This window comes from uncultured Treponema sp. (assembly GCF_934725225.1).
Taxonomy (GTDB): Bacteria; Spirochaetota; Spirochaetia; order Treponematales; family Treponemataceae; genus Treponema_D.
In genome coordinates this window covers 181,750-196,417 of sequence record NZ_CAKVAM010000001.1, presented here as the reverse complement: position 1 = coordinate 196,417, position 14,668 = coordinate 181,750, and the positions used below count along the sequence as shown (strand labels likewise).

Annotated in this window: 15 protein-coding genes; 9 read left to right on the top strand and 6 right to left on the bottom strand. The window is 44.8% G+C overall.

Annotated features, from left to right (window positions below; genetic code table 11):
- The first annotated feature begins 95 nt into the window (after positions 1-95).
- The 4 genes from Q0H92_RS01035 to Q0H92_RS01020 all read left to right on the top strand — a co-directional run bounded on the left by Q0H92_RS01035 (position 96) and on the right by Q0H92_RS01020 (position 4,652).
- Positions 96-1,100, top strand: coding sequence for a hypothetical protein (locus Q0H92_RS01035; RefSeq protein ID WP_296010647.1), 1,005 nt, complete (start codon positions 96-98; stop codon positions 1,098-1,100).
- A 308-nt stretch (positions 1,101-1,408) separates the two neighbouring features.
- Positions 1,409-2,053 carry an N-acetyltransferase gene (locus tag Q0H92_RS01030; protein ID WP_296010645.1) on the top strand — a complete coding sequence of 215 codons (645 nt, stop codon included), beginning with the start codon at positions 1,409-1,411 and terminating at the stop codon, positions 2,051-2,053.
- A gap of 111 nt (positions 2,054-2,164) precedes the next feature.
- On the top strand, positions 2,165-2,968 hold the full coding sequence (locus Q0H92_RS01025) for a class I SAM-dependent methyltransferase (RefSeq protein ID WP_296010643.1): 804 nt from the start codon (positions 2,165-2,167) through the stop codon (positions 2,966-2,968).
- A 355-nt stretch (positions 2,969-3,323) separates the two neighbouring features.
- Complete coding sequence (locus Q0H92_RS01020) at positions 3,324-4,652, top strand: MATE family efflux transporter (protein ID WP_296010640.1); 1,329 nt, start codon at positions 3,324-3,326, stop codon at positions 4,650-4,652.
- A 76-nt stretch (positions 4,653-4,728) separates the two neighbouring features.
- On the opposite strand, the gene Q0H92_RS01015 is transcribed toward Q0H92_RS01020, so the two are convergent.
- The 5 genes from Q0H92_RS01015 to Q0H92_RS00995 form a co-directional block, all read right to left on the bottom strand.
- Positions 4,729-5,343 (bottom strand): TetR/AcrR family transcriptional regulator, encoded by a 615-nt coding sequence (locus tag Q0H92_RS01015; RefSeq protein ID WP_296010636.1) that lies wholly within the window; start codon positions 5,341-5,343, stop codon positions 4,729-4,731.
- 57 nt (positions 5,344-5,400) lie between these two features.
- On the bottom strand, positions 5,401-6,006 hold the full coding sequence (locus tag Q0H92_RS01010; protein WP_296010634.1) for a flavodoxin family protein: 606 nt from the start codon (positions 6,004-6,006) through the stop codon (positions 5,401-5,403).
- Positions 6,003-6,713: a DUF2271 domain-containing protein gene (locus Q0H92_RS01005; RefSeq protein WP_296010631.1), complete on the bottom strand. Its 711-nt coding sequence runs from the start codon at positions 6,711-6,713 to the stop codon at positions 6,003-6,005. Before Q0H92_RS01005 ends, Q0H92_RS01010 begins: the two co-directional genes overlap by 4 nt.
- A 16-nt stretch (positions 6,714-6,729) precedes the next feature.
- Positions 6,730-7,323: a TetR/AcrR family transcriptional regulator gene (locus tag Q0H92_RS01000; RefSeq protein WP_296010630.1), complete on the bottom strand. Its 594-nt coding sequence runs from the start codon at positions 7,321-7,323 to the stop codon at positions 6,730-6,732.
- Between the two features lie 87 nt (positions 7,324-7,410).
- Positions 7,411-8,193: a helix-turn-helix domain-containing protein gene (locus Q0H92_RS00995; protein ID WP_296010627.1), complete on the bottom strand. Its 783-nt coding sequence runs from the start codon at positions 8,191-8,193 to the stop codon at positions 7,411-7,413.
- A 187-nt stretch (positions 8,194-8,380) separates the two neighbouring features.
- On the opposite strand from Q0H92_RS00995, the gene Q0H92_RS00990 reads away from it, so the two are divergent.
- Both Q0H92_RS00990 and Q0H92_RS00985 read left to right on the top strand, forming a co-directional pair.
- Positions 8,381-9,400, top strand: coding sequence for a glycoside hydrolase family 5 protein (locus Q0H92_RS00990; RefSeq protein ID WP_296010625.1), 1,020 nt, complete (start codon positions 8,381-8,383; stop codon positions 9,398-9,400).
- A gap of 24 nt (positions 9,401-9,424) precedes the next feature.
- The gene (locus tag Q0H92_RS00985; RefSeq protein WP_296010622.1) at positions 9,425-11,653 is read left to right on the top strand and encodes a carbohydrate binding domain-containing protein; all 2,229 of its coding nucleotides are present in this window, start codon (positions 9,425-9,427) and stop codon (positions 11,651-11,653) included.
- Between the two features lie 111 nt (positions 11,654-11,764).
- Here the strand turns inward: Q0H92_RS00985 and Q0H92_RS00980 are convergent, their stop codons facing one another.
- Positions 11,765-12,205, bottom strand: coding sequence for a hypothetical protein (locus tag Q0H92_RS00980; RefSeq protein ID WP_296010619.1), 441 nt, complete (start codon positions 12,203-12,205; stop codon positions 11,765-11,767).
- 380 nt (positions 12,206-12,585) lie between these two features.
- On the opposite strand from Q0H92_RS00980, the gene Q0H92_RS00975 reads away from it, so the two are divergent.
- From Q0H92_RS00975 to Q0H92_RS00965, 3 genes are all read left to right on the top strand, one after another.
- Entirely contained in the window at positions 12,586-13,071 is a 486-nt protein-coding gene (locus tag Q0H92_RS00975) for a hypothetical protein (protein WP_296010617.1), read from the top strand.
- 9 nt (positions 13,072-13,080) lie between these two features.
- Positions 13,081-13,530, top strand: a complete 450-nt coding sequence (locus tag Q0H92_RS00970) for a helix-turn-helix transcriptional regulator (RefSeq protein WP_296010614.1) — start codon at positions 13,081-13,083, stop codon at positions 13,528-13,530.
- Between the two features lie 632 nt (positions 13,531-14,162).
- Positions 14,163-14,666 carry a hypothetical protein gene (locus tag Q0H92_RS00965; RefSeq protein ID WP_296010613.1) on the top strand — a complete coding sequence of 168 codons (504 nt, stop codon included), beginning with the start codon at positions 14,163-14,165 and terminating at the stop codon, positions 14,664-14,666.
- Positions 14,667-14,668 lie beyond the last annotated feature (2 nt).

The window sequence follows — 14,668 nt, the reverse complement described above, 5'->3', positions numbered from 1 at the left end:
CTGTCTATTTATTTTTGACCATTGTATAATTTTTGATTGACTTTTAAGAAATACTTCTGTATTGTAATATTTGACTTAATGTAAAAGAGGTTTTTATGAAAAAATTTATTTTTTTGGCTTCTGTGATAGCGTTTTCTATGACAGCTTTTTCTTGCGTTTCTATGTCTTCAATGCCTAAAGAGGAAATTCAAATTTCTTATGACAAAAGTGTTTTGCAGAATGTTTCAAGGGTTACAGATGACGGTTTGTCTAAAATTGAACTGGCTGTTTCTCCAGATGGAAATCAGTTGCTTTATGTTGAGATAGATAAAAGCGTCAGTAGCTATATAACAAATATGAAGAATTCTAATTCTGGCTATTATTATGATTCCCAGATGTATTTGCTTCGTGATATTAGCCGTCCTTCAAAGACTCCGCTTGGCCTTACATTTTCATATTGGCCTGCTTGGAACAAAAATGGAAAAGAATTTGTATTTGCCGCGCTTGAAAACAATCAGTTTAAGCTAGTTCGGGCAAACGTAGAGGGCGGAAGAAAAACTTACATTACAAGAACACCGATTGGAACTGAGGATGGAAGACCTGATATAAAAAATAATATCATTTTGTGCCAGACAAAAATAAACGGAAAATGGCAGATTGCAACCTTGAATTACGACGGAACTGAAATAACTTTAATCTGCGAAGGTCATAGTCCTAAGTGGAATCCTGCAGAAAACAAATTTGTCTTTATCCGTGACGGTGGAATTTTTGAAATGAATCTTGACTTGAATCAGGCTACAGAAATTTACAAGGACGCTGATTTTCCTTGCTATCAGCCTTCATATTCAAAGGATGGAAAATGCATTTTGTTTGAGCAGCTGACTCCTATAAATGCAAAGGGAACTATGACATCAAGCCTTTCAAAAAGGATAATTTCAATTGCAAACAATCGGACAAATTTTCATCTGTATCTTATATCAGCTGATGGAATGAACAAAACTCAGCTTACAAGCGGCTCAGTTGACGCTTATTCTCCTGTATGGGGCGCGGACAATACAATTTTCTTTATCTCGGCAGCCAACAACAAAACCGACATCTGGAAAGCAAAAGTTCAGTATTGATTTAGCGCGTATTGACTGACGAAAGCTCTGCGTTTTGCAGGGCTTTTTTTGTTTGTAGATTTTCTCATTCTTTTTTCTGAAATGTCTTTGAGGTAGGAAACCGGCGCGGTTCGGCGTATTATTAAACCATACGAAAATGTCATTTTCTTGGCTGACAAAGGGAGTTTTTTTGCAGCGGATTGCCGGGTCTGTGCCCGGCAATGACAGTCCATCTCAAATGTCATTCATGTGATTCGACACAGGAATCTATGCAAGAGAAATCATTCGGTCAAACTGAATAATGACAAAAGAATAGGAGGAAAGAAAAAATGGACAGCAAAATCGACATGGAAAAAATCACTTTCAGGAACGAGACACCTGAAGACTACGAGGCGGTTGAAAATCTTACGCGCGAGGCGTTCTGGAATGTATACAAGCCCGGCTGCGACGAGCATTTTGTGCTGCACAGCTTCCGAACAAGAAGCGACTTTGTGCCAGAACTCGACATTGTAATGGAAGAAAACGGCGTTTTGATTGGACACGTGATGTTCGCAAGGGCAGAAATCAAGCTGAACAACGGCAAAACTCTTCCGATTATGACGTTCGGGCCGATCAGCATTGTGCCAAACTTCAAGCGCAAAGGCTACGGAACAGTTCTTCTTAGGCACGCAATGCAAAAGGCAAAGGAGCTGGGCTCGGGCGCACTTGCAATCACCGGCAACATCGGCTTTTACGGAAAAAGCGGCTTTGTCGTGGCAAAGACAAAAGGCGTTTTCTACCATGCCGACCTGGACGCGGACTATTTTCTGATAAAAGAGCTAGTACCGAGCTTTTTAGACCAAGTGAAGGAAGCAGGCTGCGGAACATTCAAGGAGCCGGACGGATATTTTATCGACTCAAAGGAAGCAGAGGAATTTGACAGGCAGTTTCCGCCGAAAGAAAAACTGAAGCTTCCGGGGCAGATTTTCGGGTAGTTTTTGGATGTTCGCATATAAAATTTCCAAAAATATATTTCTCCATAATATTGTTAGCTTTTGCTAACTTTTGTATAATCAAATGCATAGAATCTGTTTGGAGAAATTATTATGGCTGAAAAAATCAAGGTGAAATTGAACGGCACTGCGGAAACTATGCTGCAGAGTTTTTATGCGCGTGCAAAATATTCCAAGAACAAGGGGCATAAGTTTTACGATGCGAAGGCTGTTGAGCTTGTTGAGCGGATTGACTACGATTTTTCGCTTGCGGAAGGCGACTCTACGATGAGCGACGGTGTTATTGCGCGCACTCTTGTATTTGACGAGCTTGTGAAGGATTTTGTTTCTAGGAATCCTGACTGCACGGTTGTGAACATTGCCTGCGGGCTGGATACGCGGTTTTACAGGATGGATAATGGCAGACTGAAATGGTTCAATCTGGATTTGCCTGAGATAATTGAGATTAGAAACGAGATTTTTGATGAGTCGGGAAGGGTTTTGAACATCGGCTGTTCGGTTCTTGATTTCAGCTGGGTTAAAAATATAAATGCGGATGGAAAAGTTCTTTTTGTGGTTGAAGGTTTGAGCATGTATCTTACGAAAGATGAAAATGCGAAGATGCTTGAAATTATCCGGGAAAATTTTAAAAGCGCGACGGTTATGCTTGAATGTCTTGCGAAAAGATGGGTGAACCGTGAGAAGATTGAAAAATCAATTGAGAATACCGGTGCGAAATTTATTTTTGGCGCGGACAGTTTTGAAGATATTGCGGACATTGCCGGCGGCTTTAAAAAAATAAATGATGACAATATCACAAGGGGAATGATTGCGCTTCATCCGGTTTTAAAGCTGTTTGAGAAACTTCCGGTTGTTGACAAGATGACTGAAAAAATTTTGGTTTTTGAAACTGAATGAGTTTTTAGTGCAATTATCTAGCGTAACTGAGAAACCTCCACGCATGGGATTAGCCCGATAATGACAGAAAACGTCAACTTCGACAATGATATAAAAATTAAATCTTGTTCAAACCCAATTACTAGGTTTGTTTTTCTTGACATTTTCTGTATAATTTCCTAATATCTGTTATTGTCCGATTTCGGACGAGATGCGATTTATTGAGAATGCGCAAGGGATACGGAGGGCGCGGAGCGGACGGCACCGCAGGTGGCGGCTGGAGGCGAAGGCCGGAACCCGGAGCAGCCCGGTACGGCGAGCTTTGCGAGCCGTATGCGCCCAGATTTTTATTTTGTTTTGGTTTTTTGAGGTTTTTATGGATATTAAGCTTTCGGATCATTTTACGTTCGGCAGGCTGATTCGGTTTACGCTGCCGTCGATTGGGATGATGGTTTTTACGTCGATTTACAGCGTAGTTGACGGGATTTTTGTTTCTAATTTCGTGGGAAAGACTGCGTTTGCCGGGGTGAATCTGATTTTTCCGGTGATTATGATGCTTTCAGCGGTCGGTTTTATGATTGGAACTGGCGGAACGGCTCTTGTGGCGAAATTTTTGGGCGAGGGCGACAAGAAGCGTGCGAACGAGACTTTTTCGCTGCTGGTTTATTTTCTGATTGGGCTTGGAATTGTGATTTCCGCTCTGGCGATGTTTTTTATGCGGAAGATTGCATCGGCTCTTGGCGCGGAAGGGCAGCTTCTTGAGGACGCGATATTATATGGAAGAATTTTGTGCGTTACGCTCACGCTTTTTATGCTTCAGACTTCGTTCCAGACCTTTTTGATTGCGGCTGAACGTCCGACGATGGGTTTTGCTCTTACGGTGAGTGCCGGCGTTATGAATATGGCTTTGGACGCGCTGTTTGTGGCTGTTTTTAAGTGGGGACTTGCTGGTGCGGCGGCTGCGACTTGCGTGAGTCAGGTTGTGGGAGGGCTTGTTCCGCTGATTTATTTTTTCAGTCCGAACAAGTCGGTTCTGCGACTTGGAAAGGCAAAGTGGAACGGCGTGATTTTGTTCAAGACTTTTACGAACGGCTCTTCGGAACTGCTTTCGAATATTGCGATGTCGGTCGTGGGAATTTTGTATAATCTTCAGCTTATAAAATTTGCCGGCGAGAACGGAATTGCCGCTTACGGCTGCCTTATGTACGTGGGTTTTATTTTTGCGGCGGTTTTTCTTGGCTGGGGAATCGGAACTTCGCCGATTGTAAGCTATCATTACGGTGCAGAAAACCGGGCGGAGCTGCACAATCTTTACAAGAAGAATCTTCTGGCGATGGGCGTTTTTGGACTTGCGATGTTTGTTTCGGCGGAAGCGTTGTCCGTTCCTTTTTCAAAGCTTTTTACAGGGTACGATGCGGAGCTTTTTGCGCTTACAAGACGCGCGTTCCATCTGTATTCGTTTTCGTTTTTACTGATGGGATTCAATATGTTCGGCTCGTCGTTTTTTACCGCTCTGAACAACGGCTTTGTTTCCGCCCTGATTTCTTTTATGCGAACGCTGGTTTTTCAGGTTGCGAGCGTTCTTCTTCTTCCGCTTTTGTGGGGAATCGACGGAATCTGGCTTAGCGGAATTGCCTACGAGATTCTTTCCGTTGTGGTTGTTGCCGTGTGTTTGGTGAAGTTCAGGAAAAGGTACGGATATTAGAGGTGTGAATTTTACTGTCATTGCCTGATGCAAATTCCATGTCTCTCTGGCAAGTGCGCCGCAACAAAACCTCTTTCTAAAATCCCATGAGTTTTTGCCAGCCGGGCATAAAAAAATCTTCCACAACAGAAAGGCAGTGCTCGGTTTCAGCCTGCGTGTAGTTGTGGATGACCGGCTCGAGCATTGCTGTGTACGCCGCGCTCAAAATCGTGTGCATTTCCTTTTCGCTCACCTCCACCACCTTGTTTCCGCGCGACTTTAGAAAATCCAGAACTTTCAACATTTCCTTCTGGTCCTCGTTCACCATGTTATGCAGAAAATTTTCGTAGCGAGTGCCTTCCGACTTTGTAAGAATCAGAACGAAATCCTTGCGGTGCGGATAGATAACTTCGCGAATCATGTCGATGTCGTTGTTTTTCATAAGCTCGGTGGCGGAAACTTTTTCTTCAATCTGCGCATATTTTGTTGCGATGTGATTTTTTCGCCACTGCCTGAACTCGCAAATAGAAGGCTCGACAAGCTGCGAGAACAAATCTTCCTTGTCTGTGCAATGCCGGTAAAGCGCCGCCGAAGTGACGCCCGCCCGCTTCGCAATCTCACGGATTGAAGCTTTCTCAAAGCCGTTTTTCATAAATTCAGCGCGCGCGGCTTTTAAAATATTTTCGTGTGTTTCAGATTTGTCTTTTGCCATGTTTTTTTCAGTTCAGTTATCAATGATAACGAACAATATCATACTAAAAAATTAGCGTCAACTGATTAAAAAATACATCTTTGCTTTTAATGCTTTAACAATATTTGAAATCTTGCGTTTTCTTGTCGTTGTAAGGCCAGGAGAATGCTTTGTTTCGGCTGCGCAGATTTTTGCGGTGATTTTTATTCCGTCTGATTTTAGGATTTCGCCGATTGAATTAAAAACGCCCGATGACTGCCTGCAAATAATATTGAACGGAAACGGAGTTGTGCAGGCTGTTACGATTGCGGCTTTTTTTCCTTTGAGAAGAGGAAGCGGAATTCCATGCTTTGATTCGCCCATCAAGCGGAAAACGTTGCGGTCAAAAAGAGACTTTAAACTTCCGGTTATATTTCCCCACCAGCACGGAGAAGCCACAACAAGAAAATCTGCGCCTGCAATTTTTTCCCTTGTAATATCTGCGTCGTCTCCGGCAAAAACGCATTTTCCAGCGGTGCGGCATTTCATGCATCCTGTACAGGCGGAGAATTTTAGTGAGGCTATGCGGATATTTTCGATTTCTGCACAAGAATTTTTCCGGCGGATTTCGTCCTCAAGATATTCTAGCATTTGCGAAATTGTTCCCATGGGTTTTGGAGAGGCGTTTAAAATCAGGATTTTCATTTTTCATCCTCTAAAAATTCAATGCTCACAATAATTTTTTCCACAAGATTTTTTGCAGTTGTCAAAGTTTCTGTCTTGTCTTCGACCGAGCCGCTTTTTCCGTCAAGTGAGCCTGTTCCTACAAGTTCCAGTTTTGCCTCAGGATTTTCAAAGCTGACTTCTGCACGGTAAACTGCGGAAGGCTGGCCGTTCACGCCGGAATATTCTGCGGCATTCTTTTCAGCGTCTTTTGGATAGAATTCGTTGTAGTCAAAACTTTTGTTCACTTCCGCATAGGCAAAATATTTTTTTCCTTCTTCAAGCTGAATTTTCCGTGCGATTTCAAAACCGCCTTTTGGAGTCGCTGAAGTTACCGCGTCCATCTCATTTTCAGATTCAGAAGCATAAAAATTTTTGCAGGAATGATACCAGACAGGAAGAGCCTCCGGGCGGCCGTCTTTCGGCGCGAAAATCCACTTTTTCTTTGAAGCCTTTTTTGTGGCGAAAATTGTCTGGCTGAAGTTTCCGTCCGAATCCTGAATCCACAATGCAAACTGCGGCGGAAATTTTTCTTTCCACTCACTGCCCGGAGCTACAACCGCCCGAACCAAAAATGTCCGAACATTTTCAGAAGCTTTTCCAGAAATTTCGTCTGTCCAAACCTGCTGAAAAACCAGAAGCGCAAAAAATGCCGCAAAAATTTTCCTGAAGATTGATTTTGAATTCATATTTTTCTCCCATTAGTTACTTTACAAAAATATTTTCCGCCCACATATTTATAAAACGTTCGGTGAACGGCTCGGAATTTTCCCAGTATTCGACTTCCGACTTGCGCGAAATCACAGCCTGAAGGCAGCCCCAAAGCCCAAAAACAAGAACTCCAACATCCAAACGCGGATTTTCCGAATGTGCAGAACCTTCCGCAACGCAAAGTTCTAGAAGTTTTTCTCCAGTGCGGTTGCAGACATAAAATTTTTCAGTTTCTTCTGGCGGAAGGTTCGACGCGGATTTTATTTTTTCCATAACAAGAGAGGCGACGCGCGGATTTTTCAAGCTCCAGTCGCGGAACGCCCTGATTGCGGCAAGAACTTTTTCCTTTGGGAAAGCGGCTTTTTCCGCAGCGGATTCAATCACCGAATTTATCTCGTTCAGACAATCCAGCGAAATCTCCTGGAAAAGGCAGTCCTTGTCCTTGTAATAATGATAAATCGCCGTTGCCGAAACACCGCAGTTCTTGGCAATTTCCCTCATTCCGATTTCAGAAGGCTCCTTTTCCATTAAAAGCTCAAGAGTGCGCTTTTTAATAGAAGAAACTAGCTCAGGATTTGCATTTCTCATAATCCATCCACCTTGTATAATATAACACTGTTAAGTTATCAATGTTATACAAAGTTGTCAAGTGTCTTTTTTCCTCCGGACGGATTCCTATTTTTCCGCCATTGAGGTGAACGCTTCGCTGCGCCGGATTTTGCGGTACTGGGACGGAGTAAATCCTGTTTCCTTTTTGAATATTTCTATGAAGTGGCTTGCCGAGCTGAATGAGAAGAGCGCGCTTATCTGGGCGGATGAATTTTCGCTGTAGAGAAGCATTTTTTCCGCCGCCTCGATTTTTTTCTTCATTATATACTGACCGACTGTGATTCCGGTCTCCTTTTTGAAAAGCGTGCAGAGATGTGTCTTGTTTACGCCGAGTGTCTCCGACATCCTTGAAAGCTGGATTTTTTCGTTCAGGTGGTCGTAGATGTAGTCGATTGCGGCTGTCGTTCTGTGCGAAAGTCCGTGAACTTCCTTGAGTTCCTTCATGCGGCTGGTGAAATCGAAAACTGCCTCGCGGTGAAGCAGGCTTATTGTGTCCTCGTTTTCCGCAGTGTCTATCTGGCGGATGTAGATGTCGCTCAGGGTGTATGCCGGTTCAGGCGGAAGACCTCCCTCAATGCAGAACCGGGTTATCATTGCGACCGTTATCACAAGATGATATTTCAGGTTCCGCAGCGGATTTTCCGAGAGTTTTCCGAGCTTTTCGTTGCGCAGGGGAAGCATGAGCTGTTTAACAAGGTCAAAGTCGCCTTTCTTCACGGCGTCATAGAACGCAAGCTCCTTGTCGTATTCCAGGTGATAGATTGAATACTCGCGTCTTCTGAAAAGCTCTTCGGAAAGCGTCGGCTCGGACTTTATGCGCGCAAGCTCATCGTTCATGTTCCTTTTCATTTTTATGTTTTCCTTCCGTCATCCGCAGAAAATCAGAATATACTGATATATATGCAAATATTATGATATATTCCGCGGAAATTCAATGATATTATTCCGTTGTCAGGCTGGCTCGCGCGGAATGCATTGCTTTCGGCGTGATTTTGGTTCTGCAAATTCAGAATTCGGCTTAGAAAACGGAGGAACTATGAATCTTTCAAAGGGAATAAATTTCGGAGGATGGCTTTCGCAGTGCTGCCACACAAAGGAGCATTACGACAGTTTTATAAATGAGGACGATGTGCGCCGTGCCGCAGGCTGGGGATTTGACCACATAAGGCTTCCGTTCGACAGCGAGGTTATCCAGAATCCGGACGGAACTTTTATTGAGGAAGGATTTTTGAGGCTGGAGAAATTTGTCGGATGGGCGGAAAGTTTCGGGCTTGATGTGATTCTTGACCTTCACAAGGCCTGCGGCTACGACTTCAACGACGCTGGAACGGAAAAGGGAAACTCTCTTTTTTCAAGTCCGCATCTTCAGGAGCTTTTCGTGTCGCTTTGGAATGAAGTCTCGTCAAGATTCGGCGGAAAAATGAACGTCGCGTTTGAGCTTCTGAACGAAGTCGTGGAGCAGGAGGCGGCTGAGCCTTGGAACGCCCTAATTGACCGCACGCTCAGGACAATCAGAAAGAATGCGCCTGAAACTTTCGTGATTTACGGCGGAATCCAGTGGAACAGCGCGCGCACTCTCCGTCTTCTAAAAAAGCCTGAATTCCGCAACGTGATTTTCACCTTCCATTTTTACGAGCCGCTGATTTTCACGCATCAGAAAGCGCCCTGGGTTCCGGGAATGAGCCCCGACCGCGAGATAAAATATCCTGCCACGCTGTCATATTTCCGCTCGGAATCCGTTCCGCTCGGATACAAGGGAAAGGATGTCGCCGACACTGACGGAAATCTTCCGGGAATCGAGCTTATGCGGCAGATGATTGCAGAGGCCTGCGCGGCGGCTGAAAACGCCGGAGTTCCAGTCTACTGCGGAGAATACGGAGTGATTGACCGCGCGCCTGTCAACGGAACTGAAGCCTGGTTCGCCGACGTGCATAAGGTCTTCAGGGAATTCGGTGTGGGACACGCGGTGTGGACCTACAAGGAAATGGACTTTGGACTTACGGAAAGCCACTATGACGGAATCCGCGATGAGCTTATAAAAATGATGACGGAATAGCAGTCTATATATAACGGAGGAAACATGAAAAAGACGATTGCATTTGCCGCGGGAATTATTTTTGCCGCAGCTCCATTCTTTGCGCAGACCAGCTACAGCGATGCGGATCTTGTCTGGCAGGATGATTTTGACGGAAATTCACTCAATCTGAATGACTGGAACTACGAATACCACGAGCCGGGCTGGGTGAACAACGAGCTTCAGGAATACGTGGACTCAAAGGAGAACATCTACGTAAAAGACGGAAATCTCGTGATTCAGGCCGTTCAGAAAAAAGCGCGGGGCGGAAAAACTGCGTACACTTCCGGCAGAATAAACACAAGAGGCAAGCACGACTTCAAGTACGGACGCATTGAGGCGCGCATAAAATTTCCTTCCGGCAAAGGCTTTCTCCCGGCATTCTGGATGATGCCCACGGAAGAGAATCTCTACGGACAGTGGCCAAAATGCGGTGAAATCGACATTGCGGAAGTTCTCGGCGACAGGACAGAGGAAATATACGGAACGCTCCATTACGGCGAGCCTCACAAGGAGTCCCAGGGAAAGGCTTCTGCGCAGGGAAAAAGCTTCTCCGATGACTGGCACATTGTGGCCTGCGAGTGGGAACCCGGCGAAATCCGCTTCTACGCCGACGGAAAGATGTACCACAAGGAGAACAGCTGGTACACAAAGCGCAAGGGATTCGGCGAGGTGACTTATCCGGCTCCGTTCGACCAGCCTTTCTACATAATCCTGAACCTTGCGGTGAGCGGAAACTGGCCGGGAAATCCTGACCGCACGACCAAATTTGGAAAGAACGCGCGGCTTCTCATTGACTACGTGAAAGTCTACCAGAAAAAAAGCTACGACGAGAACGTGAAGAAGCCCGAATCAGGAATGGCGCAATTCCGCGAGGCGGATTCTGACGGAAACTATATCCGAAAGGACGAAGGCTCATGGAACTTCCTTCTTGCCCAGGGCGGAAAAGGCAGCTTTGCTTACGACAGCGGAAACATCAGCATAACTTCCGAGACGGCTGGAAGCGTTGACTATTCTGTTCAGCTTGTGCAGGCAGGTCTTCCAATGCTCAAGGGCGCGGAATACAGGCTTTCGTTCGACGCTTCGGCGGAAAAGGAGCGCACGATTATAACCGCGGTTACAGCTCCGGAAGCAGGATGGATACGCTATCTCAAGGACACGAAAATAAATCTTGGGCCGCAGAAAAAGCACTTTGAGTTCACATTCAAGATGAACGACGCGGACGATCCTATGGGACGGCTTGAGTTCAACCTAGGAAACCAGAATTCCACCGCGGCGGTAAGAATTTCCGGTGTGCGGCTTGAGATGGTCAGCGCGCCCCAAAATTCAGCGGAAAAAAAATCAGTTCTTCCCGACGGAAATCTTGTGCACAACGGAGAATTCCAGGAGGGAGAAAACCGTCTTGCGGAATGGAATGTCTCCGGCAAAAACGGCGCGAAATTCCACGTTACGAACACGGACAACATCCGCAAATTCCGCGCAGAGAATCCAAAGGACGCTGAAATCCGGCTTGTTCAGGAAGGAATTCCGCTTGTTCCGGGAACAGAATATCTTCTGAGCTTTGACGCCTCATCAGCTTCTTTCGGAAAAATAAAGGCTGAAATTTCAGGAAAGACTTTTGAGGCTTCCCTTTCTTCCGCTGAGAAGAATTTCAAATTCGTGTTCAAGGCGGAAAAGGAAAAATCATCCGCGCTCTCATTCAGTTTTGACACAGACGGAACGTTTTTCCTTGACAACGTGCGCATTCAGGAAAACGCAATGCTCGTGAACGGAAATTTTTCCTCCGGGCTTACAGGCTACGAGGTCTACCTGAACGAGTCGGCCTCCGCGGATTATGCAGTTGATTCCCTTTCCGAGGACAACGCGTTCTGCATGAACATTTCCGACACAGGAAATCTTGACTGGATGATTCAGCTAAAACAGAACGGAATTTCTCTTGAAAAAGGCAAAAAGTACAGAATAACGTTTGATGCGAAGTCCACGGCTGACCGTACGATAATGTTCGCCCTCCAGCGCGACGGTTCTTCGGACAACAACTGGATTCCGTATTCCGGAACACAGAAAATCGACGTCTCAAAGGAATTCAAAAGATACTCATGCGAATTCACGATGGGCGAGCCGACCGACAACTCTGTAATCCTGAGCATTTCGATGGGAGCCGTGAACGGCAAAAAAATCACCAGAAAGCACACGGTTACGGTAGACAACATCGTGCTTGAGGAAAACGGAAACTAGAATCTGCGTGATATTCATTGAGGCTGCCGGAATGACCTTGCAATTATAGGAGCCTGTTCCGGCGGTCTTAGCGTTCGCGGTAATATTTGCTGATTCCGCCGTACCCTGCAATCATCTCATCTTCGCATTCTTGCAGCTGATCAGAATGTGGCACGGCGCAAAAATCACCGCGCAGACAATCAGCGGAATGTTCAGCGAAAAAAATCCGCTTTCCAGAAAAAGCAGCGACGGCACAACTGAAAGCACGATTGACTTCCGCAAGGAATTTTCCTTCCAGAAAACCGCCCAGCCGCAAAGGTAAGCCGCCGTAAGAGCGGAACTTGCGGCAAAATACGCGGTTTTTGCTCCGTCAAACCAGAATCCGCGGCACAAAACCGGAACGCAGAAAATCATGAACGCAAAGCAGCCGAACCTTCCGGCCTGCTCCAAAAACTCAACCGCTTTGTTCTTGTAGAGATTTTCAAAACCGTCCCTGTGCGTCGCGGCAAAAATAAAGTTCGGAACCATGATTGCGGCGATTACCGCCAGCCCGGAAAAGTTTATAAAGCTCATAGATTTCTCCTGATGATTTTACTGACAATCAGGGCTGATGTCGAGATTTTTATTTTCTACAAAAAAACGCTGCTTGCGGAATGAGGACTAAGAAAACAAAAACGTTGTTCAGCGCGTAAAAGCTGCAAATACAGCAAAACAGAAATATGAGAAAACAGCCGGCCTAAAAGCCGTTTCCTCGTTAAATTCAAAGGACAAAAAAGCGTTGGAAGCAAAAAATGAATTTCGTATTCACTACGAATGGCAAACTTTGTATTCCTCCCCAAAAATTCCACCTGAAAAACGCAAAAGTATAATATGCAAAATGAAATTTCGGTGGTAAATTTTCTAGCAATGGTGGGCGGATGGGGTTCCGTCTGTAAAATCTAGCGGAGGTTTTTATGAAAAAGAAAATGAATGTCGGTTTTGTGGTATGTGTGGAGCTTTTTGTTATGGTTTGCGCACTTGTTTTGTCGCTTCTTATGATAAAGGGAAACTTGTCGCTTGTCCTGATGTTTCTGGACTTGCCGTCGCTTGTGCTGCTTCTGCTTTTTTCTGTTCCGCCTATGGTGTGCAGCGGAATGTGGGGCGACTTTATGCGTGCTTTTTCGGCTGGAAAAAAGGATTTTGGCGTGGCTCAACTCAAGCGGAGCGAAAAGGCTGTTTCCATGATGCAGCGTTTTGTTCTTATCGGCGGATTTTTCAGCGTGTTTGTCGCGCTTATTGTGTGCCTTTCGGACGTTTCAAATTTTTACGTGCTGGGAAAAAATCTTGCTGTGGTCTGCATTTCGGCTTTTTACACGGCGGCTTTTGAGTTTCTTCTTATTCCCTTGGATGCGAATGTACGGACTGCGCTTATTGACGCGATGAATCTTGACGAGGAATAGGGGCGGGCGATGAGGAAAGGGTTGTTTTTTCTGTGCCTGGTCTTGTATGCGTTTTCGGTTACGCTTACGGTTTTTGTTCAGCACATCGGCATTCAGGACAGGCTTTTGAAAATTGTCTGTACGCTTGGAATTTTGCTTTCGTTTTTTGCTGTTCTTGCGATGCTTTTTTTAGCTTTCAGTCTGAAAGGCGGCGTAGAATCTTTGGAACAGAAAGAGAATCCGGCGGAAAAAATTCCGTCCAAGGAAAAATACCTTGAGTTCGCGGCTAGAAGCGGACTTTCCCGGCGTGAAACTGAAATCGGCTGGCTTGTTCTGAACGGACTTTCAAACATTCAGCTTGCCGAAACTCTCTACATTTCCCTTGCCACCGTAAAAAAGCACCTGACCCACATATACGAAAAGACCGAAACAAGCGGCAGAAAGGAATTCGCAGAAAAAGTGATGGCGTTTGGGTTTTAAGAGCGGCTATTGTTTATTTTCCTGTTATATGGCAGTTTTAAAGCCTGAATGTTTTACAAACCTTCTGAAAAAGAAATGCTAAAAGATAGAAATGAGATTTTTCTAAAAGACATTGTTCCGATTTTGAAAGAGAAAGGCTTTGAAAAATCTCCGTTCAAATCGTCTTGCTTCGGCTATTGCAATAGTTACCTGTACATTTACGAAATGTGCCGCATAAATAGCAGTCTTTTGGAATTTGTGGAAACTTATATTTGCCGAAAAGACAAATATATTCAGATTCATATAAATTCATTCAAATTAACTCCTGAGATTCGCTCTGTCTCCTCGTTAAAAGGAATTGACGGATTAAAGTACAAAATTCCTCCCGACAGCGCGAAAAAAATGCGGATTGATGTTGATTTTATAGATTGTCCTCCTATATTTTCAATGGATTTTTGGCTTAAGACTTTGAAAATAGGACTTTACTTTACAAAGAATGGATATGCCAGGCAGATTAAGCGATTGAAACATTTGGCGCAGGAAAAGACCCGCAATATCGATTGTTTCTTCAAAAAATGGTACATTCTGCATAGTCCCAATATAACTGAATGGGACGGAAAATTAGTGGAAAAAAATATACAAGGAGCGAATAAATGTCTGAAAATCTGCTTTCAAAAATTATTGCCGACCAAACCGAAATTCTTTTGAAGAATATAAATTCTGTTGTTCAGTCAGCAAATCTTGAGGCTGAATTTGACGGTTTGAATGCGTCGCGCTTTATTTTTCATACACTGCACTCGCTCGATAAGTGGTTTGTGAATCCTGCGGAATACAAATATGATGAAAAGTCTTCTGGCGGTGTCGCTGAAAATCTTAGTGTCATTTCAAGTTCTCGTCAAGGGTTTGATGCGGCGCCGGGCGTTGTTATTCCGCGTGAAAATTTGGAAAAATATGCCGTGTCGGTTGCTCAAAAAATCAGAAATTATCTTGCAAATCTTTCGGATAAAATGCTTTCAGAAAAACTAGATGGCTGCGAATTTACACGCCTTGAGCTGATTCTTGGGCAGTTCCGCCATGTGATGTGCCATGCGGGGATTTCTTCTGCAATAAACTTTCAAAACGGAAATGGCTGGCTCAAATATTTTGGGCTGGACTGAAA

What these genes read in the sequence shown, in the direction of transcription:
- Q0H92_RS01035 (WP_296010647.1), top strand. Translation starts at nt 96, where the DNA reads ATGAAAAAATTTATTTTTTTGGCTTCTGTGATAGCGTTTTCTATGACA.
- Q0H92_RS01030 (WP_296010645.1), top strand. Translation starts at nt 1,409, where the DNA reads ATGGACAGCAAAATCGACATGGAAAAAATCACTTTCAGGAACGAGACA.
- Q0H92_RS01025 (WP_296010643.1), top strand. Translation starts at nt 2,165, where the DNA reads ATGGCTGAAAAAATCAAGGTGAAATTGAACGGCACTGCGGAAACTATG.
- Q0H92_RS01020 (WP_296010640.1), top strand. Translation starts at nt 3,324, where the DNA reads ATGGATATTAAGCTTTCGGATCATTTTACGTTCGGCAGGCTGATTCGG.
- Q0H92_RS01015 (WP_296010636.1), bottom strand. Translation starts at nt 5,343, where the DNA reads ATGGCAAAAGACAAATCTGAAACACACGAAAATATTTTAAAAGCCGCG.
- Q0H92_RS01010 (WP_296010634.1), bottom strand. Translation starts at nt 6,006, where the DNA reads ATGAAAATCCTGATTTTAAACGCCTCTCCAAAACCCATGGGAACAATT.
- Q0H92_RS01005 (WP_296010631.1), bottom strand. Translation starts at nt 6,713, where the DNA reads ATGAATTCAAAATCAATCTTCAGGAAAATTTTTGCGGCATTTTTTGCG.
- Q0H92_RS01000 (WP_296010630.1), bottom strand. Translation starts at nt 7,323, where the DNA reads ATGAGAAATGCAAATCCTGAGCTAGTTTCTTCTATTAAAAAGCGCACT.
- Q0H92_RS00995 (WP_296010627.1), bottom strand. Translation starts at nt 8,193, where the DNA reads ATGAAAAGGAACATGAACGATGAGCTTGCGCGCATAAAGTCCGAGCCG.
- Q0H92_RS00990 (WP_296010625.1), top strand. Translation starts at nt 8,381, where the DNA reads ATGAATCTTTCAAAGGGAATAAATTTCGGAGGATGGCTTTCGCAGTGC.
- Q0H92_RS00985 (WP_296010622.1), top strand. Translation starts at nt 9,425, where the DNA reads ATGAAAAAGACGATTGCATTTGCCGCGGGAATTATTTTTGCCGCAGCT.
- Q0H92_RS00980 (WP_296010619.1), bottom strand. Translation starts at nt 12,205, where the DNA reads ATGAGCTTTATAAACTTTTCCGGGCTGGCGGTAATCGCCGCAATCATG.
- Q0H92_RS00975 (WP_296010617.1), top strand. Translation starts at nt 12,586, where the DNA reads ATGAAAAAGAAAATGAATGTCGGTTTTGTGGTATGTGTGGAGCTTTTT.
- Q0H92_RS00970 (WP_296010614.1), top strand. Translation starts at nt 13,081, where the DNA reads ATGAGGAAAGGGTTGTTTTTTCTGTGCCTGGTCTTGTATGCGTTTTCG.
- Q0H92_RS00965 (WP_296010613.1), top strand. Translation starts at nt 14,163, where the DNA reads ATGTCTGAAAATCTGCTTTCAAAAATTATTGCCGACCAAACCGAAATT.